Source organism: Dactylosporangium sp. CA-139114, assembly GCF_050955725.1.
Classification (GTDB): Bacteria; Actinomycetota; Actinomycetes; order Mycobacteriales; family Micromonosporaceae; genus Dactylosporangium.
Genome location: NZ_CP192080.1, coordinates 2,587,828 through 2,613,249, shown reverse-complemented (window position 1 = coordinate 2,613,249; position 25,422 = coordinate 2,587,828). Strand labels below are relative to the sequence as shown.

At 73.1% G+C, this 25,422-nt stretch carries 32 protein-coding genes; 15 read left to right on the top strand and 17 right to left on the bottom strand.

Going from position 1 to position 25,422, the window contains the following annotated elements; genetic code table 11:
• Nucleotide 1: 1 nt before the first annotated feature.
• The 3 genes from ACQP2P_RS11850 to ACQP2P_RS11840 all read left to right on the top strand — a co-directional run bounded on the left by ACQP2P_RS11850 (nucleotide 2) and on the right by ACQP2P_RS11840 (nucleotide 2,088).
• Nucleotides 2-787, top strand: a complete 786-nt coding sequence (locus ACQP2P_RS11850; RefSeq protein WP_433615527.1) for a hypothetical protein — start codon at nucleotides 2-4, stop codon at nucleotides 785-787.
• A 74-nt stretch (nucleotides 788-861) separates the two neighbouring features.
• Nucleotides 862-1,230 (top strand): hypothetical protein, encoded by a 369-nt coding sequence (locus tag ACQP2P_RS11845; protein WP_433615525.1) that lies wholly within the window; start codon nucleotides 862-864, stop codon nucleotides 1,228-1,230.
• 324 nt (nucleotides 1,231-1,554) lie between these two features.
• Complete coding sequence (locus ACQP2P_RS11840) at nucleotides 1,555-2,088, top strand: hypothetical protein (protein WP_433615524.1); 534 nt, start codon at nucleotides 1,555-1,557, stop codon at nucleotides 2,086-2,088.
• Nucleotides 2,089-2,115: 27 nt separating this feature from the next.
• Here ACQP2P_RS11840 and ACQP2P_RS11835 read toward each other — a convergent pair whose 3' ends face one another.
• The 5 genes from ACQP2P_RS11835 to ACQP2P_RS11815 form a co-directional block, all read right to left on the bottom strand.
• On the bottom strand, nucleotides 2,116-3,219 hold the full coding sequence (locus ACQP2P_RS11835; protein WP_433615522.1) for a hypothetical protein: 1,104 nt from the start codon (nucleotides 3,217-3,219) through the stop codon (nucleotides 2,116-2,118).
• A gap of 202 nt (nucleotides 3,220-3,421) precedes the next feature.
• Entirely contained in the window at nucleotides 3,422-3,859 is a 438-nt protein-coding gene (locus ACQP2P_RS11830; RefSeq protein WP_433615520.1) for a hypothetical protein, read from the bottom strand.
• 123 nt (nucleotides 3,860-3,982) lie between these two features.
• A complete protein-coding gene (locus tag ACQP2P_RS11825; RefSeq protein ID WP_433615518.1) occupies nucleotides 3,983-4,747 on the bottom strand; it encodes a phosphodiesterase in 765 nt (254 codons plus the stop codon).
• 85 nt (nucleotides 4,748-4,832) lie between these two features.
• Nucleotides 4,833-6,404, bottom strand: coding sequence for an MDR family MFS transporter (locus ACQP2P_RS11820; RefSeq protein WP_433615516.1), 1,572 nt, complete (start codon nucleotides 6,402-6,404; stop codon nucleotides 4,833-4,835).
• Nucleotides 6,401-6,850: a MarR family winged helix-turn-helix transcriptional regulator gene (locus ACQP2P_RS11815; RefSeq protein WP_433615514.1), complete on the bottom strand. Its 450-nt coding sequence runs from the start codon at nucleotides 6,848-6,850 to the stop codon at nucleotides 6,401-6,403. Before ACQP2P_RS11815 ends, ACQP2P_RS11820 begins: the two co-directional genes overlap by 4 nt.
• 94 nt (nucleotides 6,851-6,944) lie before the next feature.
• Between ACQP2P_RS11815 and ACQP2P_RS11810 the strand changes: the two genes are divergently transcribed.
• Entirely contained in the window at nucleotides 6,945-7,523 is a 579-nt protein-coding gene (locus ACQP2P_RS11810; RefSeq protein WP_433615512.1) for a TetR/AcrR family transcriptional regulator, read from the top strand.
• A gap of 71 nt (nucleotides 7,524-7,594) precedes the next feature.
• Here the strand turns inward: ACQP2P_RS11810 and ACQP2P_RS11805 are convergent, their stop codons facing one another.
• Entirely contained in the window at nucleotides 7,595-7,933 is a 339-nt protein-coding gene (locus ACQP2P_RS11805) for a hypothetical protein (protein ID WP_433615510.1), read from the bottom strand.
• 48 nt (nucleotides 7,934-7,981) lie between these two features.
• On the opposite strand from ACQP2P_RS11805, the gene ACQP2P_RS11800 reads away from it, so the two are divergent.
• Entirely contained in the window at nucleotides 7,982-8,587 is a 606-nt protein-coding gene (locus tag ACQP2P_RS11800; RefSeq protein WP_433615508.1) for a DUF402 domain-containing protein, read from the top strand.
• A 249-nt stretch (nucleotides 8,588-8,836) separates the two neighbouring features.
• Here ACQP2P_RS11800 and ACQP2P_RS11795 read toward each other — a convergent pair whose 3' ends face one another.
• The 7 genes from ACQP2P_RS11795 to ACQP2P_RS11765 form a co-directional block, all read right to left on the bottom strand.
• Nucleotides 8,837-9,121, bottom strand: coding sequence for a hypothetical protein (locus ACQP2P_RS11795; protein ID WP_433615506.1), 285 nt, complete (start codon nucleotides 9,119-9,121; stop codon nucleotides 8,837-8,839).
• Between the two features lie 221 nt (nucleotides 9,122-9,342).
• A complete protein-coding gene (locus ACQP2P_RS11790) occupies nucleotides 9,343-9,627 on the bottom strand; it encodes a hypothetical protein (protein WP_433615504.1) in 285 nt (94 codons plus the stop codon).
• A 205-nt stretch (nucleotides 9,628-9,832) separates the two neighbouring features.
• The gene (locus tag ACQP2P_RS11785) at nucleotides 9,833-10,114 is read right to left on the bottom strand and encodes a hypothetical protein (protein WP_433615502.1); all 282 of its coding nucleotides are present in this window, start codon (nucleotides 10,112-10,114) and stop codon (nucleotides 9,833-9,835) included.
• 1 nt (nucleotide 10,115) lies between these two features.
• A complete protein-coding gene (locus tag ACQP2P_RS11780) occupies nucleotides 10,116-10,340 on the bottom strand; it encodes a hypothetical protein (protein ID WP_433615501.1) in 225 nt (74 codons plus the stop codon).
• Nucleotides 10,330-10,614, bottom strand: a complete 285-nt coding sequence (locus ACQP2P_RS11775) for a hypothetical protein (protein WP_433615499.1) — start codon at nucleotides 10,612-10,614, stop codon at nucleotides 10,330-10,332. Before ACQP2P_RS11775 ends, ACQP2P_RS11780 begins: the two co-directional genes overlap by 11 nt.
• A gap of 104 nt (nucleotides 10,615-10,718) precedes the next feature.
• Nucleotides 10,719-11,003 (bottom strand): hypothetical protein, encoded by a 285-nt coding sequence (locus ACQP2P_RS11770; protein WP_433615498.1) that lies wholly within the window; start codon nucleotides 11,001-11,003, stop codon nucleotides 10,719-10,721.
• Nucleotides 11,004-11,327: 324 nt separating this feature from the next.
• Nucleotides 11,328-11,564, bottom strand: coding sequence for a hypothetical protein (locus tag ACQP2P_RS11765; protein ID WP_433615496.1), 237 nt, complete (start codon nucleotides 11,562-11,564; stop codon nucleotides 11,328-11,330).
• A 218-nt stretch (nucleotides 11,565-11,782) separates the two neighbouring features.
• Here ACQP2P_RS11765 and ACQP2P_RS11760 point away from each other — a divergent pair, with 218 nt between their 5' ends.
• Together ACQP2P_RS11760 and ACQP2P_RS11755 are read left to right on the top strand one after the other, a co-directional pair.
• Nucleotides 11,783-12,334 (top strand): RNA polymerase sigma factor, encoded by a 552-nt coding sequence (locus tag ACQP2P_RS11760; protein WP_433615495.1) that lies wholly within the window; start codon nucleotides 11,783-11,785, stop codon nucleotides 12,332-12,334.
• Nucleotides 12,321-13,064, top strand: coding sequence for a hypothetical protein (locus ACQP2P_RS11755; RefSeq protein ID WP_433615493.1), 744 nt, complete (start codon nucleotides 12,321-12,323; stop codon nucleotides 13,062-13,064). The genes ACQP2P_RS11760 and ACQP2P_RS11755 overlap by 14 nt, the downstream gene beginning before the upstream one ends.
• A gap of 17 nt (nucleotides 13,065-13,081) precedes the next feature.
• Here ACQP2P_RS11755 and ACQP2P_RS11750 read toward each other — a convergent pair whose 3' ends face one another.
• A complete protein-coding gene (locus ACQP2P_RS11750) occupies nucleotides 13,082-13,738 on the bottom strand; it encodes a response regulator (protein WP_433615491.1) in 657 nt (218 codons plus the stop codon).
• Nucleotides 13,739-13,743: 5 nt separating this feature from the next.
• Nucleotides 13,744-15,783, bottom strand: a complete 2,040-nt coding sequence (locus ACQP2P_RS11745) for a sensor histidine kinase (RefSeq protein WP_433615489.1) — start codon at nucleotides 15,781-15,783, stop codon at nucleotides 13,744-13,746.
• Nucleotides 15,784-15,918: 135 nt separating this feature from the next.
• Between ACQP2P_RS11745 and ACQP2P_RS11740 the strand changes: the two genes are divergently transcribed.
• Complete coding sequence (locus ACQP2P_RS11740) at nucleotides 15,919-16,551, top strand: hypothetical protein (protein ID WP_433615488.1); 633 nt, start codon at nucleotides 15,919-15,921, stop codon at nucleotides 16,549-16,551.
• A 67-nt stretch (nucleotides 16,552-16,618) separates the two neighbouring features.
• Here the strand turns inward: ACQP2P_RS11740 and ACQP2P_RS11735 are convergent, their stop codons facing one another.
• The gene (locus ACQP2P_RS11735; RefSeq protein ID WP_433615486.1) at nucleotides 16,619-17,122 is read right to left on the bottom strand and encodes a chemotaxis protein CheX; all 504 of its coding nucleotides are present in this window, start codon (nucleotides 17,120-17,122) and stop codon (nucleotides 16,619-16,621) included.
• A 194-nt stretch (nucleotides 17,123-17,316) separates the two neighbouring features.
• On the opposite strand from ACQP2P_RS11735, the gene ACQP2P_RS11730 reads away from it, so the two are divergent.
• The 7 genes from ACQP2P_RS11730 to meaB all read left to right on the top strand — a co-directional run bounded on the left by ACQP2P_RS11730 (nucleotide 17,317) and on the right by meaB (nucleotide 25,202).
• Complete coding sequence (locus ACQP2P_RS11730; protein WP_433615484.1) at nucleotides 17,317-17,898, top strand: ATP-dependent Clp protease proteolytic subunit; 582 nt, start codon at nucleotides 17,317-17,319, stop codon at nucleotides 17,896-17,898.
• 89 nt (nucleotides 17,899-17,987) lie between these two features.
• Nucleotides 17,988-18,380, top strand: coding sequence for a hypothetical protein (locus ACQP2P_RS11725; RefSeq protein ID WP_433615482.1), 393 nt, complete (start codon nucleotides 17,988-17,990; stop codon nucleotides 18,378-18,380).
• Nucleotides 18,377-19,765 (top strand): hypothetical protein, encoded by a 1,389-nt coding sequence (locus ACQP2P_RS11720; protein ID WP_433615480.1) that lies wholly within the window; start codon nucleotides 18,377-18,379, stop codon nucleotides 19,763-19,765. Before ACQP2P_RS11725 ends, ACQP2P_RS11720 begins: the two co-directional genes overlap by 4 nt.
• Nucleotides 19,719-20,312, top strand: a complete 594-nt coding sequence (locus ACQP2P_RS11715) for a hypothetical protein (RefSeq protein ID WP_433615479.1) — start codon at nucleotides 19,719-19,721, stop codon at nucleotides 20,310-20,312. Before ACQP2P_RS11720 ends, ACQP2P_RS11715 begins: the two co-directional genes overlap by 47 nt.
• Before the next feature lie 77 nt (nucleotides 20,313-20,389).
• Entirely contained in the window at nucleotides 20,390-22,099 is a 1,710-nt protein-coding gene (locus ACQP2P_RS11710; protein ID WP_433615476.1) for a methylmalonyl-CoA mutase subunit beta, read from the top strand.
• Nucleotides 22,096-24,243 (top strand): methylmalonyl-CoA mutase, encoded by a 2,148-nt coding sequence (gene scpA, locus ACQP2P_RS11705; protein WP_433615474.1) that lies wholly within the window; start codon nucleotides 22,096-22,098, stop codon nucleotides 24,241-24,243. The genes ACQP2P_RS11710 and scpA overlap by 4 nt, the downstream gene beginning before the upstream one ends.
• Nucleotides 24,244-24,260: 17 nt before the next feature.
• Nucleotides 24,261-25,202, top strand: coding sequence for a methylmalonyl Co-A mutase-associated GTPase MeaB (gene meaB, locus ACQP2P_RS11700; RefSeq protein WP_433615473.1), 942 nt, complete (start codon nucleotides 24,261-24,263; stop codon nucleotides 25,200-25,202).
• Here meaB and ACQP2P_RS11695 read toward each other — a convergent pair.
• Nucleotides 25,199-25,417, bottom strand: a complete 219-nt coding sequence (locus ACQP2P_RS11695; protein WP_433615471.1) for a ferredoxin — start codon at nucleotides 25,415-25,417, stop codon at nucleotides 25,199-25,201. The two genes, meaB and ACQP2P_RS11695, sit on opposite strands and share 4 nt — an antisense overlap.
• Between the last annotated feature and the right edge of the window lie 5 nt (nucleotides 25,418-25,422).

The following is a 25,422-nucleotide window of genomic DNA, read 5'->3' as shown; positions in this document are numbered from 1 at the left end:
GATGCGCCGTACCGCCTCCATCGCCCTCGCCTGTGCCGCCGGCGCGGCCGCCATCGTTCCCGCGGCGGCCCCGGCCTCCGCGGCGGCGCCGGACTTCGGGCTGGTGGTGCCGGTGCTCGCGCCGATGCTGCCGGGCCAGACGGGGTGGGTGGGCACCATGTGGGCCGCGACCAGCGACGTCTGCGACGTGAAGGTGACCGCGAGCGGCGCCGGCGTGACGGTGAAGTACCCGGCCAACACCGCGGCCTACTCGTCGCTGTCGAAGGGCGACTCGCTGGCCAAGGGCCACGTGGACTACGCCGCGTTCAACGTCGCGCTCGCCGCCGGCAGCCCGCTCGCGCTCGTGCCGCTCAAGCTCGACTACACCTACACCGCGAAGGCCGACGGGGCGACGTCCTGCACCGGCACCCCGCGCTCCGGCTCCGTCACCGCCACGCTCCCGGTCGTCTCGGTCACCGGCGACGCCGTGGTGCAGAAGACAACCCAAGTGACCGTGCCGAAGGCGACCCCGGTCTGGTCGCAGCTGGTCTTCCAGTCCCGCAAGGCCGGCGTCGACAACCTGCAGATCACGGTCGCGGGCGCGCCGAGCGGCCTGGTTGTGTCCTACCCGGCCGAGCGTTCCTACACCGCCCTGAACAAGGGCACCGGCCTGGCCGTCGGCACCGACGACTTCGCCGCCGTCAAGTTCGACGCCACCAACGTGGCCGCCGGCACCTACAAGCTCACCGTCAAGCTCTCCTACGGCAGCACGACCGACTCGAACGACCTGACGCTCGTCGTCGCCTGACGCCCGGGCCGGCCGGTGCCCGCGCGGCGCCGGCCGGGCCGCCGTCGTTGTTCCACAGAGAGGTGGGAACGCTTGTGATCCGCTCCCGTGCCCTGCTCGCCGCGGCCACCCTGGCCCTCACGGCGGGCCTTTGCGCGTGCGGCAAGTCCGGGAACCCGGCCAAGACGGAGATCCAGGCGCCGAAGCCGTCGCCGTCGGCCTCGCTGACCCAGGACCGCCGCGAGACCATCTTCCTCGACGCGACCGCGCAGCACCTCTGCGCGGTGCAGTCGCAGGTGTACACCGACCCGTCGGCGATGGCCTCGGCCTACGCGTCCCGCCCCGTCTACACGGACCTCACCGCGGCGCAGGTCGACGCGTTCCAGCAGCAGGTCATCAGCGACCCCGCCTTCGCCGACCGGCTGACCCGGCGCATCCAGGCCACCTGCGGCACGGCCAGGTAGACCCCGCACACGAGAAGCCCCGCGACACGAGGGGGGAGGAGTGTCGCGGGGCCGGCTCATCTATGTATGCATATCGAGAGCGTTCTCGAGGTAAGCGGTGCGAGGACCCCGTCGCGGCGATCCCTTCAGTGGTGCTGCGGTCAGCATGCGGGACGGCACTTGGCGGGGACTTGGCGCGCACTTGCGCCGATGTGTCACGCACGCGACAGGGCCCCGCGCATCGACCGGGTCACGTATGTTGCCAGCCGTGAGCCGCGACGAACTCGACCTCGACTCGCTCGCGCCCGAGCCCGTGGTGCCGGCCGACCCGCGCCGGGCCGCGGCGTGGGCCGCGGGGATCGCGGGCTGCGCGGTGCTGGTGCTGTTCGTGCTGCTCACGAGCGATCTGGTGTTCGGCCGGACGGTCGGGCTGGCGGCCCGGCCGGGATCGGGGACCGCACGGCCGCCCCGGCGCTCGCCGCCGCGCTGGCCGACGACGTCCTCGGCGACCAGGAGGCGCTCGGGGCGGCGCCGTTCAGCGCGGCGTACCTCAGCGCCGACGGACGGCCCCTGCTGGTCTGGGGCGGCACCGGGCGGGCGGTCCAGCGGGCCGACGACGCGGCGCTGCTGCGGACCCTGCGTGAGCGGACGCTGCGGTTCGTGCCGGAGCCCGGCGGCGGGACGACGGCCGACGCCGACCCGGGACCGGACCGTGGCCGGGCGACGTGCACCGACCTGCGCCGCCACGGGTCCGGGTACGCGGTGTGCGCCTGGACCTTCGGCGCGGCCGCCGTGGGCGTGCTCGTGGTCGACGGGCCCGACGACGACCCGGCCGCGACGCTGCGCCGGGTCCTGGACGCCGTCGTCGTGCGGCGCTGAGCGTCCGCGGCGGCTGGGGCCGGCCGTCTAGAGCATCGCCTCGAGGGTCAGGCGCTCGGCGGCGGCCGCGCGGACCTGCGGGGTCTCGATCGGGTCGTCGCGCAGGTAGGCGACGCGGCGCTCGAGCTTCTCGTCGAGCGGGACGCGGCGCACGGCGATGAGGCGCACGTCGGCCTCGCAGTCCCACAGGCCCTCGGTCAGCGCGCCCGCGCACGCGTCCGGCTCCAGTTCCAGCCGGGCGCGCAGGTAGGCGGCGCGCTCGTACGAGTGCGGGCTGAACCACAGCGAGCGGATGCGGGGCAGCGCCTGGCGGGCCGCGTCGCCGCCGACCCGGGCGAGGCCGTCGGCCAGGCGGTCGTAGCCGCACATGTCGTCCTCGCGCCGGTCGAGCCAGTCGAGGCCGGCCAGCAGCGCCGGGCCGTCGGACTCGTCGCCGCGCTCGGCGAGCACGCACAGGGCGCTCCAGTACTGCCCCGAGGCCGGATCGGCCACGACCCGCCGGGCGGCCGGCAGCGAGTCGACCGCCGGCTCGGCCCGGCAGCCGAAGTCGTCGGCGGCGCTCAGCAGCTCGCCGAGCCCGCTCAGCGGCTCGGGCCCGTGCGCCACGGCGGCGTGGATGCGCTCGTCGCGGCCGGCCCAGTCGCCCCAGGGGGCGCCCGGCGGCAGGTGCAGCGGGCGGCCGGCGCTGGCGAGGCGGTCGGCGGCGACCGGGAGCAGGTCGTCCCACCAGTTCGCGGGCCACGCGGCGGCGATGGTGCCGAGGGCCTCGCGCCAGTAGGGGCCGATCCGGACGTACCGCCGCAGAGTCTCGACCATGTCCTCGGACCCGGCGCGGCCCAGCGCCTCGGCGACCCGCAGGACGTGCGTGAACTCCCCGCAGTCGTCGTCGGCGGTGTAGAGCCGGGCGATGATCGGCCCGATCGGCAGCTCCAGGTCGCGGACCAGGCGGGCGAGGTAGACCCCGCGGTCGTCGAGGGGCAGCCAGCGATGGTCGCGGCGGATGCAGGCGTACACCAGCTCCGGCGCGGCCGGGTCCTGTCTGGCCCGCACCGCGCCCCGCCCGAGTCCGCGCTGCAGCGCGCCGGCCCGGGTCCGGGTGGGCAGGTAGTGCCAGTCGTCGTCGAGGCTCATGGCGTCCCAGTCTGCGACGGTTGCGGCCGCAGCGCCGCCGAATTCCGGTCCCGAACCTGCTTGACACCTGACACCGGACCACGTCCTCGCTGCTCAGCAGCGCGCCCAGGGGCCGGCGTGAGTCCGGACACGACGCGGCGCCGGCCGGCGGAAGTCCCGCCGGCCGGCGCCGTGAGCGCTGGCACCCCCCGAGAGGGGCCGGTTAGGCGCTGGCGTCGTCGAAGCCGTTGCCGAGGAAGCTCTGCAGCCGCGACGTGATGCTCTCCAGGCTCGAGCCCGCCGACGCGGCGCCGAAGCCGGACTCGCCGAAGCCCGCCTCACCGAAGCCGGCGTCGGTGCCGTCGGCCTCGCCGAAGCCCGCCTCGCCGGTGCTCTCCTGGCCGTAGGCCATGAGCGAGTGGCTGTCCTCGACCTCGGTGTGCTCGTAGTGCGTGTACTCGGTGATCTCGTAGTGGTTGCCCGCGGCGTCCGTGTACTCGATGTGCTTGAGCTGCTCGAACTCCTCGTGCTCGTAGCTGTGGTGGTCCTGCTCGAGGATGCCGTACTGCGACTGGTGGTCCAGCTCCTGGCCCTGGCCGGAGTGGGCCGCCTCCAGGGAGGCGGTCTCGTGGCCCGCTTCGTACTCGCCGTACTCGCTCATGGGGGTGGTTCCTCTCGGGTGCGTCTGTATGGGGTGCTGCGCTCATCTGCTGCATTCACGGTACGGGCCAGCCGCGACGCCCCAAATCCCGGAAACGTGCCACGCGAGGTCGGCTCAACGGCCTCAATACGCGATCACGGGCGCACCCGTGTGGCTCACCTGCACCAGGTGGGTCACGCACTCACTGCCCTCGAGCCGGTGCAGCAGGAACGCGGACGGTTCGGGGACGAAGGCGACCGGGCGGCCCTCCCGCATCCCGAGGTCCACCTGACGGTACGTGCTGGGCGCGACACTCAGGATGGTCCCGGCGAACCCGGCGGTCACGACGCGGTGCAGGTGTCCGGCGAGCACCCGGACGACGTGCGGGTGGCGGCGCAGCACCTCGGCGAGCTCGGGCCCGTCGACGAGCCGGATGGCGTCCATGCCCGGGATGCCGACCCGGACCGGCGGGTGGTGCAGGCAGACGAACGCGGGCGCCCCGCCGTGCCGGCCGAGCGTGTGGTCGAGCCATTCGAGCTGCTCGGGGCCGAGGATGCCGGCGTCGCCGAGCTCGGGGCGCAGGGAGTCGAGCACGACGACGCTGAAGTCCGGGTACTCGGCGACGTACGAGGTCCGCTCGAGGCCGAACGCGGCCTGCAGCGCGGCCCGGCCGTCGTGGTTGCCGGGGACGAGGTGGATCGGGACCGGGAAGTGCCCGATGAGCTCCTTGAGCACCTCGTACTCGTCCGAGCGGCCGTGGTCGACGAGGTCGCCGGTCACGATGACGCAGTCCGGGCGCGGCTCCAGGGCGAGCACGCGGGTCAGGGCCCGGTAGAGCCCGCGGGCGGGCTCGGCGGACAGGGCGCCGGTGGTGATGTGCGGATCGCTGAGATGCGCGATGAGCGGCATGCCGGCCATTTTGCGCCTGCACGCGAGCGGGCGGGGAGGCTCCAGGGGGTGAGCCTTCCCCGCCCGTGCTGTTGTGGCCGTTCGGCTATCGCGAGGCGCCGACCGGCTCGTCCGAGGCCGGCTGCTGCGCCGAGAGGTCCAGCGTGCTGCGCAGCATGGCCGGCTTCATGAGCACCGCGGCGATCACGCCCACCACCGCGATGGCCGCGGAGATGAGGAAGATGTGGCCGGTGGCGTCGCCGTACGCGGCCCGCACGATGTGCTGGAACGCGGGCGGCAGGGCGCTGAGGTTGAGGTTGGAGGTCTCGCCGCCACCGGCCGGGGCCTGGACGCCGGCGGCCGCGAGCGAGTGCGTGATGTTGTCGGTGACCCGGCGGGCCAGGACGGCGCCGAGGACCGACACGCCGATCGTGCCGCCGAGGGAGCGGAAGAACGCGACCGTCGAGCTGGCGGCGCCGATGTCCTTCAGCGGTACGGTGTTCTGCACCGCGAGCACCAGGTTCTGCATCGACATGCCGACCCCGACGCCGACCAGCAGCATCCCGAAGCTCACGAAGACCAGCGAGGTCTGGTGGTCGATGGTGGCCAGCACGCCGAAGCCCGCGACGAGCACCAGGGTGCCCGCGATGATGTAGGGCTTGATCTTGCCGGTGCGGGTGATGAGCTGCCCGACCACGATCGAGGACAGCAGCACGCCGGCCATGAGCGGGATGGTGAGCAGGCCCGCCTCGGTCGGGGTGTAGCCGCGGCCGATCTGGAAGTACTGCCCCAGGAAGACGGCGCCTCCGAACATCGCCATGCCGACCGCGAGGCTCGCGAGGATCGACAGGGCCGTGGTGCGCTGCTTGACGATGTTCAGCGGCACGACCGGCTCGGCGGCGCGGGACTCGACCCACACGGCGAGCGCGAGCAGCACCACACCGGCGCCGACCATGGCCGCGGTCTGCCAGGACGCCCACGCGAACGAGCTGTCGACGAAGGAGACCCAGACCAGCAACACGCTGACGCCGGCCGCGATGAGCGTGGCGCCCAGGTAGTCGATCTTGAGATTGTCACGCTTGATGGTCACCAGGTGCAGGGTCTTCTGCAGCACCACGAGGGCCAGGAGGGCCACCGGCACGCCGACGAAGAAGCACCAGCGCCAGCCGAGCCACGAGGTGTCGACGATGACGCCGCCGAGCAGCGGGCCGCCGACGGTCGCGACGGCCATGACGCCACCGAGGTAGCCGTTGTAGCGCCCGCGCTCGCGGGGCGGGATCATCGCGGCGATGACCACCTGGACGAGCGCCTGCAGGCCGCCGACGCCGATGCCCTGGAAGGCGCGGGCGGCGATCAGCTCGCCGGTGTTCTGCGCCATGCCGCTGATGATGGAGCCGACCACGTAGATCACGATCGAGACCTGGACGAGGACCTTCTTGCTGTACAGGTCCGCGAGCTTGCCCCAGATCGGGGTCGTCGCCGTGGCGGCGAGCAGGGTGGCCGTGACGACCCAGGTGTACTGCGTCTGCGTGCCGTTGAGCGCGCCGATGATCTTCGGCAGCGCGGTCGAGACGATCGTGGAGCTGACCATCGCGACGAACAGCGCGAGCAGCAGGCCGCTGAGCGCCTCCAGCACTTGCCGATGGGTCATCGGCTCCTCGGTGTGCGTCTGACTCATCGTGTTGCCTCCATGGTTTGGTTCTCGCGCAGCGACTGCGCAAATCGGTGCAGCAGGCCGGCGAAGTGTTCGGCCTCGGCGGGGGTCCAGTCCCGCAGGGCGCCCGCGAGCAGGGCGCAGTAGCGCTCCTCGGCCTTGCCGAGGGCGTCGCGGCCCTCGTCGGTGAGCTCGAGGAAGCTGGCCCGCCCGTCGTGCGGGTCGGCGGCGCGGCGCACGAGCCCGTCCTGGACGAACGCGCTGACCGCCCGGCTGGTGGTCGACTGGTCGAGCGCGCACGCCGCGGCGAGGTCCTTGAGGTGCAGCCGCGGGTGGCGCTCGATCACCGCGAGCATCCCGGCGACCCCGGGCGCGACCGTGCCCGGCCCGGCCTGGTGCTGCTGCTTCAGGCACCGCACGACCCTCATGAGCTCGCGCAGCCCGTCGCGCAGCGCGACGACATGCTCCACTCGAACCCCTCCCGCAATACTTGCCTGATACAAGCATCCAAAAAACTTGCCCTTCGCGCAAGTTTGCCCAATGAGAACTAGGTAACATCGGGGCGTGGGAACAGGCCTGCGGGAACGCAAGAAGGTCGCCACCCGCCAGGCCCTGCACGAGGCCGCGGTGGCCCTGTCGATCGAGCACGGCCTGGACAAGGTCACCGTGGAGGCGATCGCGGACGCGGCGGAGGTGTCGCGCCGGACGTTCTCGAACTACTTCGCGAGCAAGGAGGAGGCGCTGCTGTACGGCGACCAGCAGCGCGTGCGCCGCCTGGTCTCCGCCGTGGCGCAGCGCCCGCCGTCGGAGCCCCCGTGGGCGGCGCTCACCGCCGCGGCCCTGGAGTTCCAGCGCGACCTCGGCGCCCGCGACCCGCACTGGGTGACGCAGGTCCGGCTGGTTCGCCGGCACCCGGCCCTGGCGGCGCAGCAGGTCTCGACGTACGCGTCGATGGAGGACGAGCTGACGACGGAGATCGCCCGCCGCTCCCCCGCGTCGCCGATGCACGCCCGCTTGATGGCGGCGGCGTTCCTGGTCGCGATGCGCGTGGCGGTGCAGGTGTGGCTGGACCGCCCGAAGGGCACGCCGCTGGCCGACGTGATGCACGAGTCCCTGACCGACATGGGCGCGGCCTTCCGCTGACCCGCACCCACAGCGAAGGCGGGTCTATCCGTCGCCGGATGAACCCGCCTCTGCCCGACACTGCAGTCGGGTCACGGTTCGGACCCGGGACGGGAATAGTCGTCCACCTCGCCAAGGCCGAGAAAGCGGCACCGGCCGGTGGCGAGGTCAACCCGAATCGGCATGTTGCCGCCGAGCTCGGCCAGCTCGCCCCCACCCTCGAGCGCCTCTACGGAGTTCCAGGAAACGATCAGGACCGAGCCGTCGACGAAGGCAATCTCCGGCACCGTCCGAACCGGGTCGGCATCGGGATAGTCCCGGTAGAACCCTGCAAGGAACGCAGCCGACGCCGCGGCCCGCTCGGCGAGCGCGGCGGGGCGCTGCGCGCGATCGGCTCCCTGAGCGACGCCATCCCGGCTTGGGCGGACCATCGATCGTGGCCGTATTCGGCCGGCATCGGGCGCGGCTACGCTTTCAAGATGCGGTTCGAGCCGGGCCAGATCATCACGCGCCGGTATGTGCGCGGCCCATGGTGCACGTGGGCACAGGCAATGCGGGTGATCGACGACGGCGAGCACGGACTGCTGCTCTGGCAGCCGGACGGCAGCGACCTTGCCACGCTCATCGACGCGGACGGCAACACCCCGCACGAGGTCACCCCGGATCGCATGCGAGATCCGAAGCTGACCGTTCGAGCCTGGCGCAACGACGTCCTGATCCTCATGCCTCCCCGCTGCACGTACTCCGCGTGGTGGTTCTTCGAAGAGGGCGCGTTCTCCGGCTGGTACGTCAACCTGGAAGCACCGTACATACGGCGTCACAACGGCGTGCAGACCAAGGACCACGTCCTTGACATCGTCGTCACGCCCGAGCGCCGCTGGGAGTGGAAGGACGCCGACGAGTTCGACCGACACATCGGCCACCCGCTCTACTTCGACAAGGCGGAGGCCGAGGCAATTCTCACGACAGCCGGACAGATTGTCGATCTCATCGAGACCAGCTCATACCCCTTCGACGGCACCCACACAAACTTCCGCCCCGACCCCGCCTGGCCCGCGCCGCGCCTCGGCGACGACCTTGCGTGACGACCAGCCAAGTTAGAACCAGTGGGATGAGGAGCGCCAGCACTAGCGCACGGCCTGGCCACCGTCCTCGATCGACAGTCGCTCCGCGTCGAAGCGTGTGACTGGACCGCCCGAAGGGGCACCGCACTGGCCGACGTGCCGCACGAGTCCCTGGCCGACATGGGCGCCGCCTTCCGCTGCCCCGGTAACGACAAAGACGGGCCCATCCGTCACCGGACGAGCCCGCCTCTGCTCGGCACTACGGTCGGGTCACGGTTCGGACCCGGGACGGGAATAGTCGCCCTTCTCGCCAAGGTGGAGAAAGCGGCACTGGCCGGTGGCGAGGTCAACCCGAATCGGCATGTTGCCGCCGAGCTCGGCCAGCTCGCCCCCACCATCGAGCGCCTCTACGGAGTTCCAGGAAACGATCAGGACCGAGCCGTCGACGAAGGCAATCTCCGGCACCGTCCGAACCGGGTCGGCATCAGGGTAGTCCCGGTAGTGCTCGACCAGGAACTCAGCCGCGGCGGCCAGCCCCGCCTCACGATCCAGCATGTCAATTCACCTTCGAGCAGGTAGTAGCGACCCCATCGCGCTCAGCGGAGAGTCCCATCCGCGCCGGTCGGCCTCCGACGATACCGATCCTTCCGTCGTCCCAGGACTGGACCAAAGCCACGTGGCCGTCGAGCGAGGCCATTCGATGCACGGCCTGGCCACCGTTCTCGATCGAGCTGACCTGCACTCACAGCGAAGGCTCCAAACCGGTCAGCGCCTGGTCAAACCGCAAACCCACGGCGCCGATACGCGATCGTCTCGTCCAGATCGAGCTCACGGCACTCACCGGTGACGGTATCCACCAGGATCGGGCCGCCGCCGGCCAGCGCGTAGTTCCTGTCCCCGCTTTCGAGAAACACCACCGAGTTGTAGGGAACGATGAGGCCTGAACCGTCGGCGAAGGCCTGCTCCGGAATCGTGCGAGCCGCATGATCCGCGGGCCAGTCCCGGCTCTCCTCCGCCAGATACGCGGCCGCGGCTCGCAGGGCCGCCTCGCGATCAAGCATCCCAATGCATCCGAAGCAGGCCGAAGTCAAGATACTTCGTCGTCGGCCGCTCGAAGTCGTAAGCCGTCACCACACCGCCCTCATGCGTCACATTGAACCAGTGGCCATAGCCTCGCCGGACATTCACGCGACGATACCGCGCGCTCCGTCTCCCAGAGGGCGGGCCCACTCGTCGCCGAATGGACCCGCCCCAACAAACGTCAGGTCAAAGCTTGTGTCCTCGCTTGCGATAGGCAATCACGTCGTACAGATGCAGGATGTCGCACTCACCGGTGACGGTATTTACCCGGATCGGCATATTGCCGGCGAGTTCGGCTTCCTCGTCTCCATCGAGGAACGCCACGGTGATGTAGGGGACGATCAGGTTCACACCATCGAAGAAGGCACGCTCAGGCCAGATGCGGACCGCATGATCCGCGGGCCAGTCTTTCGTGTCCTCGGCCAGGTATGCCCCCGCGGCGGCCAGCCCCGCCTCACGATCCAGCATCTCAGTTCACCTCAAGCACGTAGTAGCGACCATCGCGCGACGTGGCGGGCCGCCGAAGCTCACCATCTGCCTGGTGCAGCGCTCCGTTGACGGTCGGCGGGTTGTCGTCGATGCAGCGCTCCACGTCGGCCACGTAGGCCGACACGGCGCCACGCCAATCGTCGGATTCGTTGCCGTACGCGCAGCGCACCGCCAGCGACCGTCGAGAAGCCTGGTCAAACAGCAAACCCGCGGCGCCGATACGCGATTACCTCGTCCAGATCGAGCTCACGGCACTCACCGGTGACAGTATCCACCAGGATCGGACAGTTGCCGGCCAGTGCGTAGTTCTTGTCCCTGCTTTCAAGAAACATCACCGAGTTGTAGGGGACGATGAGGCCTGAACCGTCGGCGAAGGCCTGCTCCGGAATCGTGCGAGCCGCATGATCCGCGGGCCAGTCCCGGCTCTCCTCCGCCAGATACGCGGCCGCGGCACTCAGGGCCGCCTCGCGATCAAGCATTACTTCACCATCATTCGTCGCACTGGACCAGTGGCCTTAACCTCGCCGTCAGGTCAAAGTCATCAGGGCCTGCCACAGCACCTCCATCCGGCCGGTCGCACAGGTCACAGCGCGAAGCCCCGTCGGAGATAGTCACCCACCTCGTCGACGTGGAGGAAGCGGCACCGGCCGGTGGCGAGGCCGACGCGAATCGGCATGTTGCCGCCGAGCTCCTCGGCCACGTCCCCGTCGTCGAGCGCCGCCACGGAGTTCCAGGGAACAAGCAGGCCCGAGCCGTCGACGACGGCAGACTCCGGCACCGTTCGAACCGGGTCGGCACTGGGATAGTCCCGGTAGTGCTCTTCGAGAAACGCAGCCGCGACGGAGAGCGCCGCCTCATGATCCAGCATCCCAATGCATCCCAATGCATCCCAAGCAGGCTGAAGTCGATCGCTGGAAGTCGTAGAACCTCACCACTCCGACCGCTACCGTCACCTTGCATCAGCGGCCTTCGCCCTCGCCGGGTCATCCCGCGAAGATACCGCGCGATCCGTCGAACGCTCCAACTTGGCGCTGCGAGCATCGGGCGTAGGCCGCTTCCACGTCCCGGCGGGCCTACACGACGGCAGGTAAGTCCATGACTCACACGGCATCGTCGTCGTCAAGCATCGCAATGTCGCCCCGCATCCCGCAGATCGCCGGCCGAGCATGCTCGCGGATGCGCCGACGGCGGGCTACCAGGTGCGCTGGCGGACCAGGGCGGCCCCGATGCGCTCCGCCGGGGCCGGGCGGCCGTGGTAGTGGCCCTGGCCGTAGCGGCACCCCGCGCGGCGCACCAGGTGCAGCCCCGCCTCCAGCCCGTGCGCCAAAACCGTCACGCCCAGGCGACGTCCCAGGCCCACGACCACGTCGATGATCGGCGCCGCCCGGCCCGCCGTCGTCACCGGGGACGTGAACAGCGTGCGGTCCACCTTCAGCAGGCCCGGAGGCGGCCGCGGGGACGAGCGCCGCGGCGGACACGGCCAGGCCGAGCGGCGGGCCGCCCAGCAGGACCGCGGCGGAGGCCGTCAGGGTCAGCGGCGCGGACGCCGGTCCCGGACGGTGACGCCGGCCTGCCGACGCGTCACCCGCCGGGCGTACCGTGTGGCCACTGGACGGAATCGGGGCCGCTCGGCTCTCTATAGACGTGATGCACGAGATTGGTACGGCACCGGCGGACTTCGCGGAGTTCTACCGGACCGAGGCGGCGCGGGTGCAGCACGTCATGTGCGCGTTCGCGGGCCGCGAGCTCGGTGCGGAGGCGGCCGCGGAGGGCTTCGCCCGGATGCTCGAGCGCTGGGACCGGCTGCGCGAGCTGGGGCCGCCCCAGCGCCGCGCGTACGTGCTGACCACCGCGAAGCACTATGCGCAGCGGCGGGCGGAGGCGGAGTCGCGGTACATCGGTCTCGACGACCGGCCGTGGACCGAGCCCGCCGCGGACGACGACGGCCTCGGCCGGGTCGAGGACCGCCTCGGCCTCGAGGGGGCGGTGCGCCGGCTCATCGACTCGCTGCCGCCCCGGCGGCGTCAGGTGGCGCTGCTCTACTTCCTGCACGACGACGGCTACGCGCAGATCGCGAGCGTGCTCGAGATGAGCGAGTCGACCGTGCGCACGCACGTGGCGGAGCTGCGCAAGGTGCTGCGGCCGTACGTGCGCCGATTCCAGCAGATCGTGGAGGCGAGTGAGCATGGCCGAGCATGACGCGACCCGGGAGCTCGTGCGCCGCGCGTACGCCGACGAGCGCTTCGACGCCGAGGCGGGCCTCGCCGAGGTGGTGCGGCGGGCCGGGCGGCCGCCGGTCGGCGAGCCGGCCGTGGCCGTCGCGGGCCGGCACACGGTGAACGTGCGGCGCCGCCGCCGGGTCGCCCTGGCGGGCGTCTTCTTGGGGGTGGTCGGCCTGGTGCTGGTCATCGGGGTGGCCACGGGGCGCCTCGGCGGCGGGTTGCAGGACGCCTCCCAGGTCGGCGTCGCAGCCCCCAGCCACTGGACGCCCAGCGGCCGGCCGGCGAACTCGTGGCCCTCGGAGGGCCCGACCCTGACGGTCAGCGGCGGGGAGATTCCGGGCGGCCCGAGCAACCTGCTGCCGAGTCAGTGCGCGGTCGGCATGCACCTGCAGTTCGAACACGGGCAGTTCACGGCCACCGACGCGGTCGGCACCTGCCCGCCGCTGGACCCGAGGCGGATCTGGCTGCTCGACGACCACGCCAACGGGCTGCTCTTCCCGGGCTCCGGCACGGTGTGGCCGACGGTCACGACCGGCGCCACGATCTCGCCGCCGTTCACGTTCACGGTGCCGAGCATCACGACGCTGCAGGAGCACCATGCCTACGAGCTGTACTACCTGCCGGCCGACGTGCACCCGACGCCGGGCCAGGACGCCTCGCCGGTGCTGCAGCACGCCATGATGATCTCGGGCCCCGTCCTACCCTAGGAAAGGCCCGGTCGTGCCTAGGAAAGGCCCAGCCCGGCCTCGCGGGCGCGGACGATGGCCTCGGCCCGGTCGGCGACGCGCAGCTTGGCGAACACGTTGGACACGTTGTTGCGCACGGTCTTCTGGGACAGGTACAGCGCCTGGGCGATCTGTGCGTTGGAGCGGCCGGCCGCGAGCAGTTCGAGGATCTCGCGCTCGCGGGCGGTCAGCTCCGGGAAGGCCGTGCTCGCGGACGGGGGGCCGGCGGCGAAGAACTCGGCGATGCGCCGGGCGAGGGTGGCGCCGAAGACCGCGCCGCCGGCCGCGACCGTGGTGATCGCGCGCACGATCTCCTCCTGCTCGGCCCCCTTCACGAGGTAGCCGCGCGCGCCGGCGCGCACGGCCGCGAAGACGGTGCCGTCGTCCTCGGACATGGTGAGCACCACGACGCCGGACTCGGGGGCCTCGGCCGCGAGCCGCCGGGTGGCCTCGATGCCGTTGAGATCCGGCATCTGGACGTCCATGACGACGACGTCCGGCCGCCGCGCCACGGCCAGCTCGACCGCCTCGAGCCCGGTGGCCGCCGTGCCGACGACCTCGAGGCCGTCGACCGAGCCGAGCAGGACGGCGAGCCCGTCGCGGAAGATCGGGTGGTCGTCGGCGACGAGCACCCGGATGGCGCGGTCGTTGGTCATGGCCGTCAGCTTAGGGCCGGCAGGGGCAGGCGGGCGCGCACGAGCGTGCCGCCGTCCGCGGGGCACTCGATCTCGCAGCGGCCGCCGAGCTCGGCCGCCCGCTCTCGCAGGGAGACGAGGCCGACACCGCTCGGGGTGCCGGGGGCGATCCCGGTGCCGTCGTCGCGCACCTCGACCGTGAGCGCGCCGTCGCCGGCCGTCAGCGCGACCGTGCAGGTCGCGGCGTTGGCGTGCTTCGTGACGTTGGTCAGGGCCTCGGAGGCGATGCGGTACGCCGCCACCTCGACCGCCGCCGGCAGATCCGCCGGCAGCGAGGCCGAGACCCGCGTGGTCAGCCCGGGCCCGCGGAGGCGCTCGGCGAGCTGGCCGACCGCGCCGGCCAGGCCGACGTCGTCCAGCGCGGGCGGGCGCAGGTCGTGCACCAGCCGCCGCACGTCGGCGAGCGCGGCGGAGACGTCGTCGCGGGCCCGGCGCAGGATCTCGTCGGCCCGCTCGGGCGCCCGGGCCAGCAGGTTCCGGGCGGTGTCGATGCGCAGCGCCACGCCCCCGAGCGCGGGGCCGAGGCCGTCGTGCAGGTCGCGGCGGACCCGGCGGCGCTCCTCCTCCCGCGCGCCGACCAGCCGCTCGCGGCTCACCTGCAGCTCGGCCGCGAGGTAGCTGGAGCGGGCCGCGGCCGCCGCCTGCCGGACCACGTCGGCGAGCAGGCGCTCGTCGCGCGGGGAGAGCGCGGCCCGGTAGCCGCCGGCGGCGAGGATGAGGCGGCCGACGGTCTCGTCGCGGTACGTGATCGGCATCGTCTGCACGTCCGCGGGGGCCGTCCCGTGCTCGGCCAGCAGCGCCTGCCCGCCGGTGCGGTGGACCTCGACGGCGACGTAGGGCGAGCGGAACGCCTCGGCGACGCTGCGCGCGACGGCCAGCAGCTGGTGCTCGGGGCTGTCGGAGCGCTCGAGCTGTTCGGCGAGGCCGGAGATGATGCGGTACGGGTCGTGCCGCTGCCCGAGCACCACGCGCTGGACCAGCACCCAGAGGCGGTTGCGCAGCGGGCCGTAGACCAGCAGCACCACGAGCAGCCCCACCAGCGCCGCGCCCCGGTCGCCGAGCGCGGTGGTGACGAGCGCGAGGATCGCCGCGTCGACGAGCACCACGACGGCGGCCAGGGCACCGTAGAGCACCGTGCCGCCGAGCAGCCGGTCGATGTCGAGCAGCTGCGGGCGCAGCACGCCGATCGCGATGGCCCCGCCGGTGACCGCGATCGCCACGAACAGCCCGGCACCGAGCACCGGCTGGGGCAGCACGAGCGCGGAGAGCATGACGAGCACGTCGACGACGCCGGCCCACAACAGCCACCGCATGCGGGTGCGCTGCAGCCCGGTCGCCGCACGGTACCGGCGGAAGACCACGGCGAAGGGGACCAGCAGGCTCAGGGGCAGCGCGGCGTAGCCGACCCGCAGCAGCACCTGCCAGGCGGCGTCGGGCAGCGGCAGGGCGAGCAGGTCGATCGACAGGTCGCGCACGGCGGCGGGCGATGGGTCGTCGGCCATCTCCTCGGCGATGCGCGTGGGCACGAACAGCAGGCTCGTGGGCAGGATCGCCGTCGCGCCCAGGCTGCCCAGCACGGCCCAGCGCCACCGGCCGCGGGGCAGGCGCCCGTCGGGGTAGAAGACGAGCAGCAGCGGCAGGGAGAACAGCAGGCCGGCGCCGACGCGCTGGTACACCCAGTAGGCGAGCGCCGCCCCCGGCGGCGCCGGGCTGTGCACGACCGCGTGGGCGACGTAGGCGACCGCGGCCCCGTCGAGCGCCCAGTGCAGCCCGCTCGCGCACAGGATCCACGCGACCGCGTTGCGCGGCACCCGGTGCACGAGCAGCCCGCCCGGCACCGCGAGGGCGAGCCCGGCCAGCCCCGAGATCCAGCCCGCCTCGAGCCCGTCGGCCGCCCGCTGCCGCGCCCCGATCCGCGCCTCGAGCACGACGGAGGCGACGGTCGCGGCGAGCGTGAGGCACACGAACACGCCGCCGACCAGCGTGGGCACGCGGGGCTTGGACACCCGGTCATGGTGCCATCCGGGGTGTCCCGAAGGCCCGAGGACCGCGGTCCCGTCCTGTGCGGGACACGACGCGGGACGATGCCGGGGTCGCCGGCCCCTGCCGCCCGGGTCGGCCGGCGCCGCAGAGTTCCCGGCATGACGATTCGAACTGCGCCGATTCCCGCTCGTACCGACCTTTCGCCCGCCGCCACCGCCCGCATCTCGACCGGCCCGACCCGGGCGCTGGCCCTGGCCCTGGCCGCCGGCACCCTGACCTGGGCGGTCACCACGTTCACGGTCGGCAACAACCCGGCCGACTCGCTCGGGCTGACCATCTCCGACCTGGGCGGCGGCGCCTTCCAGCTCGGCCTCTTCGCCCTGCTGGCGATCCAGCTGCGCACCGCGGCCACGGGCACCTCGAAGGCGGCGCGCGGCATGCTGTACGTGGAGCACGTCCTGCTCGCCGTCGCGACCGTGTGGAGCTTCCTGCACGCGGTCCCGGCCCTGCGCGACGCCGTCTGGCTGGTGCCGATGGACGTGTTCTGGCCGCTGTCGATGCTGGGCATGTTCGTGATCGGCCTGAAGATCCTGTTCACCGCCCGCTGGCGCGGCGCGGCCCGGATCTGGCCGGCGGTCGCGGAGAGCTGGGCCGTGGTGACGGTGCCGACCTTCGCCCTCCTGGGCTCGCCGATCGCCGACTACGTGGGCGCGACGCACCTGCTCGTGGGCTACCTGACGCTGGGGCTGATCCTGGCCGCCCGCCCGGAGCTGACGGGGGCCCGCGCATGACCCGCTGGGCCGGCCCCTGCTGAACACGCCACCGTCCGGCGGCTCCGGCCGCCGGACACCGCCGTGGTCAGGCCTTCTTGGCCGTCACGGGCAGGACCGCGCGGTCCGGGTTGACGTGCAGCACGCTGAACACGATCGGGTCGCCGGTCGGCCAGCCGATCGCCAGGCGGTGGGTCTCACGCGTGGCCGGGAACAGCATCCGGCCCGTCGCCACGACCGGCAGGCCGAGCTTGGCGGGCTGGGCGCCGCGGTTCTTGATGTTGCCGCCCACGACGTTGATGAGCTCGCCCATCGCGTCCGTCACGTCGCTGTCGGTGACCTCGGCGGCGTCCATGGCCAGCATGACCGCGGTGATGTCGCCGGCCGCGCCCGGCGGGACGAGCACGCGGACGTGGCCCTCCCAGGCGCCGGTGATCGACACCGCGGCGGTGATCGACTTGGCGTCCGGCACGGGCGGGGCGTCGACCGGGGTGGCGTCGGGCTGCTGGAGGTAGGCGTCCCAGACCTCGTGCACGATCTCGGCGAGGTCCTGGTCCACCAGTCCGGACTCTGCGGTGGAAACGTCCGCCATGGCGGCTCCCGACGGTTGCGACGCGGCACCGCCTGCCGGTGCCTCCTCACCGCATCGTGCCAGCCTAGGGTTTCAACGCGACCGGTTTGCCACATTTGCGCAGGCCGGACCGGCGCGCGGCGGGGGTTTCAGCCCGGAGCGGAAACCGGGAACGGCGGGCGGCCGGATCACCGATTCTCGCCTATGTTCGGCTCATGCGCCCTTACTACGAACGGCGGGACGAGGAGCCGGGGCCGCCGCCGGCCCAGCACGCGCCCTGGCTCGACGAGCAGCTGTTCGGCCGGCGCATGGTGTTCGTGCGCGGGCCGATCGAGCCCGAGATGGCCGCCCGGGCGGCGGCGACGCTGCTCGCGCTCGACGCCGCCGGGGCCGAGCCGATCAGCCTGCACCTCAGCGCCGACCAGGGCCACCTCGCGGCGGTCTGGACGCTCGTGGACGCCATCGACTCGATCGGCGCCCCGGTGCACGCCACCGCCGTCGGCGAGGTGAGCGGGGCGGCGCTCGGGGTGTTCTGCGCCGCGGCCGAGCGCTCCGCGTTCGCGCACGCGCGGTTCCGGCTCGCCGAGCCGAAGGTCTCCTCCCCCGGCGGCACGGCCGACCAGGTCGTGGCCGAGGCCGGGCGCTACCTGCGCGACCTGGAGGACCTGATCCTGCGCATCGCGAGCGCCACGGGCCAGGCCCGCTCCCGGGTCGAGGACGACCTGCAGTCCGGCCGGGTGCTCACCGCGGCGGAGGCGATCGACTACGGACTGATCGGCGGCATCGTCAGACGCTGAGCCTTCGCGGACAGAACCACCCCGCCGCGGGGCGCGAGCTACCCACCGCGCCACGTATAGTCCCCGCCACACGGATCACGGGGGATGGCATGAGGGACGCACGGCTCGTCGCCACACGGCTGGTCGTCGCGCTGGTCGCGGTCGCGGCGCTGGTTCCCGCGGTGATCAACGCGGCGCACGCCGCGCACGCCGGGGCCTATCTCGCGGCCCGCTACCGGAGCGCCTCCGGGCAGCCCGAGCGCAGGCTCCTGACGGCGATGGAGCACCTCGGCGAGCAGATGGGGCGCGAGATCCCCGCGGGCGCGCTGGTCTACGTCGACGAGCCCGACGGCATCTGGTGGTTCCGGCTGCAGGAGCTGGCCGCCATGCACGGCGTGACCACGGTGGGCGACCGCGGGCGGGCCGACGTCGTGCTGCGCCGCCGCGTCGATCCCAGGCTCCCGGACGGGATGGGGCTCGAGCTCACGGCGGTCGCCCGATGACCAGCATCGTCGCCGTCTTCGCCCTGGCCGTGGCCGGGCTGCCGCTGGCCTGGGCGCTGACCCGCTCGGTGCCGCTGGCCGTCGTGCTCTCCCCGCTCGCCGCCGCCGCGGTGTCGACCGTCGCCGTGGTGCTCATGCTGTGGCTGCGCGGGCCGCTGCTGCCGTGGTTCGGGGCGGTGTTCCTGGCCACCGTCGCCGTGGCGTGGTTCGCGCGCGGCGCCGCGCCGGTGCCGGGCGGCTCCTGGCGGGAGGCGGGGCTGCTGGGCGTACCGCTGCTGGCGCCCTTCCTGATGATGTTCGAGAACCCGGTCGGCTGGGACGCGCACGCGATCTGGTGGCAGCACGCCGGATACTTCGCGCAGGGCGGCGACTTCGCCCGCGCCGCGATCGGCAACGAGACGATCGCGATCACCCACACGGACTACCCGCCCATCGCCTCGGCCCCGGTCGCGGTGGCGTGGCGGCTGCTGGACTCCCTCACGTTCCGCCCGGCCATCGCGGTCAACGTCGCGATCACCTGGTCGGTCGTCGTGCTGGTGGCGTACGCGGTGCGCCGGGCGACCGCGAGCGCCCCGGCCTGGCTGTCGGTCCCGGCCGCGCTGGCCGCCGCGTGCGCGGCCTGGCTGCCGCAGTACACCGCGCCGGCCGAGGGCTACAGCGACACGATGTGCGCGGCCGCGTTCGTCGCCGGGGCGGTGCTGCTGCTCGGCGCGGCCGATCCGGTGCGGGTCACGCCGCTCGCGCTGTTCCTGGTCTCGGCCGCGGTGCTGACGAAGAACGAGGGGCTGCCGCTCGCCGGGGTCGTCGCGCTGGTGGCGACGCTGCGGCTGCGCCGCGATCCGCGCCGCGCCGCGTGGTGCTGGCTGCCGGTCGGGATCGCCGCGGTCTGGTCGGCGACGGCGCGCGTGTTCGGCGCGAAGAACGATCTCATGGCCGAGGGCCGCTTCGGGCAGCTGCTGCGCGGCGACCACGCGGCCTGGAGCCGGCTGCCGGAGATTCAGGCGGCGCTGCACGACCAGGTCGGCTCCGTCGTGGGGGCCGCCCTGCTCGCCGCGGCGCTCGGCACCTTCCTCCTGCGCGGGCGCCGCCGCGCGCTCGGGCTGGCCGGCGACGGATGGCTGTGGGTGGTCTTCGGCGGCTACTGGGCCGCGATCACGCTCATCTATCTCATTTCGCCGTATCCCATCGGCTGGCACCTGTCCACCTCCGTCGACCGGGTTACGATCGTGATGGCGATGCTGGCCGGGGTCAGTGCCGCGATCTGGCTGGTCGTGAGCCTCGCACCCGCTCCCGCGAGCCCGATGATCCCGGCCCAGCCGGACCCGCCGGAGGGTGAGCGTGGAGATCGAGGTGACCGGCGCGCGGCCGGTGCCGGAGCGGCCTGAGCGCGTCCGCGGTGGCGGCGGTGGCCGCGGGGCGCTGACGATCGCCGCAGTGCTCGTTGCCGGCGTCGCGTTCGGCTACGCGCTCGCGACCGCCCGCCCCGCGGCCCGCACGATCGTCGCCGCGCCGGTCGCGCCGCCGGTCGTCGCCACCACCGGCCCCGTGCCCGCCGGGCTCTCCGGCGACCAGGTCAGCACGATGCTGCGCCGGGTGCGGGAGTACAACAAGCCCGAGTCCGACGCGGTCGAGACGACGCCGGAGCGGCTCATGAGCGGGCGGCGCGACAACCTCCTGCGCCTCGACGACGATCGCACCCTCCCGGCCGGGGCGTATCGCCTCCAGGCCATCTGCCTGGGCGAGGGGCAGGTCTGGGCGCTGCTGCGGATCGGCGGCGACGAGGCGTACGTCGACATGGAATGCGTCGCCGAGCACGTCCTGGTGTCCCAGCTGCTGCTCACCGCCCGGACCGGGGGCCACCGCGTCGTGACGGCGGTGACCGACTCCCCGTCCGGCATCGTGCTCGGCCTGCAGATTCTGCGTAGGGGCTGAGTGGGTGGCAGTGTGGAGTGGGTGGAGGTTGTCACAGGGGTGCCCACCGGCGCACACGCGGCCTTAACGTGTCCACCATGAGCACGCCCACCGAGGAACTCCTGGACTGGCAGCGGCTCGCACTGGGCGTGCTGCGCAAGTCCGGGCTGGCCGGCGACGACACGCCGCCCGAGGCGGTGGCGGATCTGCTGGCGACCGAGACCTACGACGGGCTGCGGATCGCGCCGCTCTACACGGCGGCCGACCCCGCGCCGGCGGCCGGTCAGCCGGGGCACGTGCCGTTCGTGCGGGGCACGAGCGCGACGCCGCGGCCGTGGGACGTGCGCCAGCGCCACGCCGACCCCGACCCGAAGGCGACCCGGGCGGCGGTGCTGGCCGACCTCGAGAACGGGGCCACGTCGCTGTGGCTGACCGGGATCGCCCCGGGCGACCTCGCCGAGGCGCTCGACGGGGTGCTGCTCGACCTGGCGGCGGTCGTGCTGGATCACGGGCCGCTGACCCACGAGGCCGCCCGCGCGTTCCTGGCGTTGCCCGGATCGGACAAATCGGGCAACCTGGGCGCCGACCCGCTCGGCCTGGCCGCGCGGACCGGATCGGTGCCCGATATGAGCGTGTTGTCGGCGTTGAAGGACTCCCCCGTCCCGATCGCGACCGTGGACGCGACCGTCTACCACGACGCCGGCGCGAGCGACGCCCAGGAGATCGGCTACGCCACCGCGACCGGGGTCGCCTACCTGCGCGAGCTCGTCGGCGCCGGGCTGTCCGCGGGCATGGCGCTCAAGCAGCTGGAGTTCCGCTTCGCCGCCACCGCCGAGCAGTTCGCCACGATCGCCAAGCTGCGCGCCGCGCGGCGGATCTGGGCGCGGGTCGCGCAGGTCTGCGACGTGCCGCATCTGGGCGCCCAGCGGCAGCACGCGGTGACCAGCGACGCGATGATGACCGCCCGCGACCCCTGGACCAACCTGCTGCGCACCACCGTGGCCTGCTTCGGCGCCGGGGCCGGCGGCGCGGACGCGGTCACCGTGCAGCCGTTCGACGCGCGGCTGGGCCTTCCCGACGCCTTCTCCCGGCGCATCGCGCGCAACACCCAGTCCCTGCTCATCGAGGAGGCCGGGGTCGCCCGGGTGCTCGATCCGGCCGGCGGGTCCTGGTACGTCGAGTCGCGCACCGACGCCCTCGCGCACGCCGCCTGGGACGTCTTCACCGAGGTCGAGCGCGCCGGCGGGATGGCCGCGGCCCTGCGCTCGGGCCTCGTCGAGCAGCGCGTCGGCGCGGTGCGGCAGCGGCGCGAGGCCGACCTGGCCCACCGCCGGCAGCCGATCACGGGCGTGTCGGAGTTCCCGGACCTGGACGAGCGGCGGCCGATCAGACCCCCGGCACCGGTGCCGCCGAGCGGCGGGCTGCCGCGGATGTCGTACGCCCACGGCTTCGAGGCGCTGCGCGACGCCGCCGACGCCGCGGCCGAGCCCCCCACGGTGCGCCTGGTCGCGCTGGGCCCGGTGGCCGCGCACTCCGCCCGCGTCGGCTTCGCCGCCAACCTGTTCGCGGCCGGGGGCGTGCGCCTGACCGAGGACAGCGCGGCGCCGGTCGCGTGCATCTGCGGCTCCGACCGCTCCTACGCCGAGCAGGCCGCGGCCACCGCCGCCCGCCTGCGCGCCGAGGGGGTCGCGACGATCTGGCTCGCGGGCAAGGGCGACTACGACGGCGTGGACGCCTACCTGTACAGCGGCTGCGACGCGCTCGCCGTCCTGCGCCGCACGCACGAGGACCTGGGAGTGGCACCGTGATCCCCGACTTCTCCGAGGTCGCCCTCGGCACACCGCGCGTCGAGGCGGCCGAGCGCGCTGAGGCCGGCGAGGTGTGGGCCACGCCCGAGGGCATCGACGTCAAGGGCGTCTACGGCCCCGAGGACCTCGCCGGGGTCGAGTTCCTCGGCAGCCTGCCCGGCATCGCGCCCTTCGTCCGCGGGCCCTACCCGACCATGTACACGACGCAGCCGTGGACCGTGCGGCAGTACGCCGGCTTCTCCACGGCCGAGGAGTCCAACGCGTTCTACCGGCGCAACCTGGCCGGCGGGCAGAAGGGCCTCTCGGTCGCGTTCGACCTGGCGACCCACCGCGGCTACGACTCCGACCACCCGCGCGTCGCCGGCGACGTGGGCATGGCCGGGGTCGCCATCGACTCGATCCTGGACATGCGCCGGCTCTTCGAGGGCATCCCGCTGGACCGGATGAGCGTGTCGATGACGATGAACGGTGCGGTGCTGCCGGTGCTGGCGCTCTACATCGTGGCCGCCGAGGAGCAGGGGGTGAAGCCCGAGCAGCTCTCGGGCACCATCCAGAACGACATCCTCAAAGAGTTCATGGTCCGCAACACCTACATCTACCCGCCCGCGCCGTCGATGCGGATCATCAGCGACATCTTCGGGTACACCTCGAAGCACATGCCGAAGTTCAACTCGATCTCGATCTCCGGCTACCACATCCAGGAGGCCGGGGCGACCGCCGACCTCGAGCTCGCCTACACGCTCGCGGACGGCGTCGAATACCTGCGGGCCGGCCGCGACGCCGGGCTGGACGTGGACGTGTTCGCGCCGCGGCTGTCGTTCTTCTGGGCGATCGGCATGAACTTCTTCATGGAGGTCGCGAAGCTGCGGGCCGGGCGGCTGCTGTGGGCGCGGCTGGTGCGCGAGTTCGGCGCCAAGAACCCCAAGTCGCTGAGCCTGCGCACGCACTGCCAGACGTCGGGCTGGTCGCTGACCGCCCAGGACGTCTTCAACAACGTGGTGCGCACCTGCGTCGAGGCGATGGCCGCGACCCAGGGCCACACCCAGTCGCTGCACACCAACGCGCTGGACGAGGCCCTGGCCCTGCCGACCGACTTCTCGGCCCGCATCGCGCGCAACACGCAGCTGCTGCTGCAGCAGGAGTCGGGCACCACGAAGGTGATCGACCCGTGGGGCGGCAGCGCGTACGTCGAGCGGCTCACCCACGACCTCGCCGCCCGCGCCTGGGCGCACATCGAGGAGGTCGAGCGGGCCGGCGGCATGGCCCGGGCGATCGACGAGGGCATCCCGAAGCTGCGCATCGAGGAGGCGGCGGCCCGCACGCAGGCCCGCATCGACTCGGGGCGGCAGCCGGTGATCGGGGTGAACAAGTACCGGCCCGACACCGACGAGCCGATCGAGGTGCTCAAGGTCGACAACTCGGCGGTGCGCGCGGCCCAGATCGCCCGGCTGGAGCGGCTGCGGGCCGAGCGCGACCAGGCCGCCTGCGACGACGCGCTGCGGGCGCTGAGCGAGGGCGCGGCCGGCGGCGGGAACCTGCTCGAGCTGTCCGTGGCCGCGGCCCAGGCGCACGCGAGCGTCGGGGAGATCTCCGACGCGCTGGAGAAGGTCTTCGGGCGGCACACGGCGCAGATCCGTACCATCTCCGGGGTGTATCGCGACGAGGCGGTCAAGGGCAGCACGGCGGCGGCCGCGGTCGAGCGGGTCCGCGCCGCGACCGACGCGTTCGCCGACGACGAGGGCCGCCGGCCGCGCATCCTCGTGGCCAAGATGGGCCAGGACGGGCACGACCGCGGCCAGAAGGTGGTCGCGACCGCCTTCGCCGACCTCGGCTTCGACGTCGACGTGGGCCCGCTGTTCTCCACGCCGGCCGAGGTGGCCCGGCAGGCGGTCGAGGCCGACGTGCACATCGTGGGCGTCAACTCGCTCGCCGCGGGGCACCTGACGCTCGTGCCGGCCCTGCGCCACGAGCTCGCCGAGCTGGGCCGCGACGACATCCTCATCGTGGTCGGCGGGGTCGTCCCGCCGCAGGACTACGACGAGCTGCGCGCGGCCGGGGCCGCCGCGATCTTCGGCCCGGGCACCGTCATCGCCGACGCGGCACTGGACCTGCTGGAGGTGCTGCGATCCCGGTTGCAGCACTGAGCGACCTGGTCGAGGGCGTGCGGGGCGGCTCGCGCGCCTGGATCGCCCGGGCGATCACGCTCGTCGAGTCCACGCGCGCCGACCACCGCGCCCGCGCCCAGGAGCTCCTGCACGCCCTCGCCCCGCACGCGGGCGGCGCCCGGCGCATCGGCGTCACCGGCGTGCCCGGGGTCGGCAAGTCCACGTTCATCGACGCGCTCGGGATGTACCTCATCGAGGCCGGCCACCGCGTCGCCGTCCTGGCGATCGACCCGTCCTCGACCCGCACCGGCGGCAGCATCCTGGGCGACAAGACGCGGATGACCCGCCTGGCCAACGATCCCGCCGCGTTCGTGCGCCCCTCCCCCACCTCCGGCACGCTCGGCGGGGTGGCCCGCGCGACGCGTGAGGCGATGGTGGTCGTGGAGGCCGCGGGCTACGACGTGGTGCTGGTCGAGACCGTCGGGGTGGGCCAGTCCGAGACCGCGGTCGCCGACATGGTCGACACGTTCCTGCTGCTGGCCCTGGCCCGCACCGGCGACCAGCTCCAGGGCATCAAGAAGGGCGTGCTGGAGCTGGCCGACGTGATCGCGGTGAACAAGGCCGACGGCCCCCACGAGCAGGACGCCCGCGCCGCGGCCCGCGAGCTCTCCGGCGCCCTGCGGCTGCTGCACTCCGGCACGTCGGTGCTCACGTGCAGCGGCCTGACCGGGGCCGGCCTGGACACGCTGTGGGACCGGCTGCGCCGCCACCACGACGAGCTGGAGGCCGGCGGCGAGCTGCGGGCGCGGCGGGAGCGCCAGCAGATCGGCTGGGTCTGGGCGATGACCCGCGACGCCCTGCTGGACGGCCTGCGCACGTCGCCGCCGGTCCGCGAGCTGACGCCCCGCATCGAGCGCGCGGTCCTCGACGGCTCGCTGACCCCGGTCCAGGCGGCCGAGGCGCTGCTCGCCGCCTATCGCGGCGAGGCCCCGGCCTAGGCCTCGACCGTCCGGCCGGTCTCCAGGTCCACGACGGTGATGGCCTCCATCGGGCAGTTCGCGACCGCGTCGAGCACCGCCTCGTCGCCCGGCTCGATCTGCGGGCGCACCGGGTGCGAGCGGCCCTCGGCGTCGTCGAGCTCGAAGCGCTCCGGTGCGACCCCGACGCAGCTGCCGGAGCCGATGCACGCGTCGCTGATGGTGATCCGCCACATGGCTG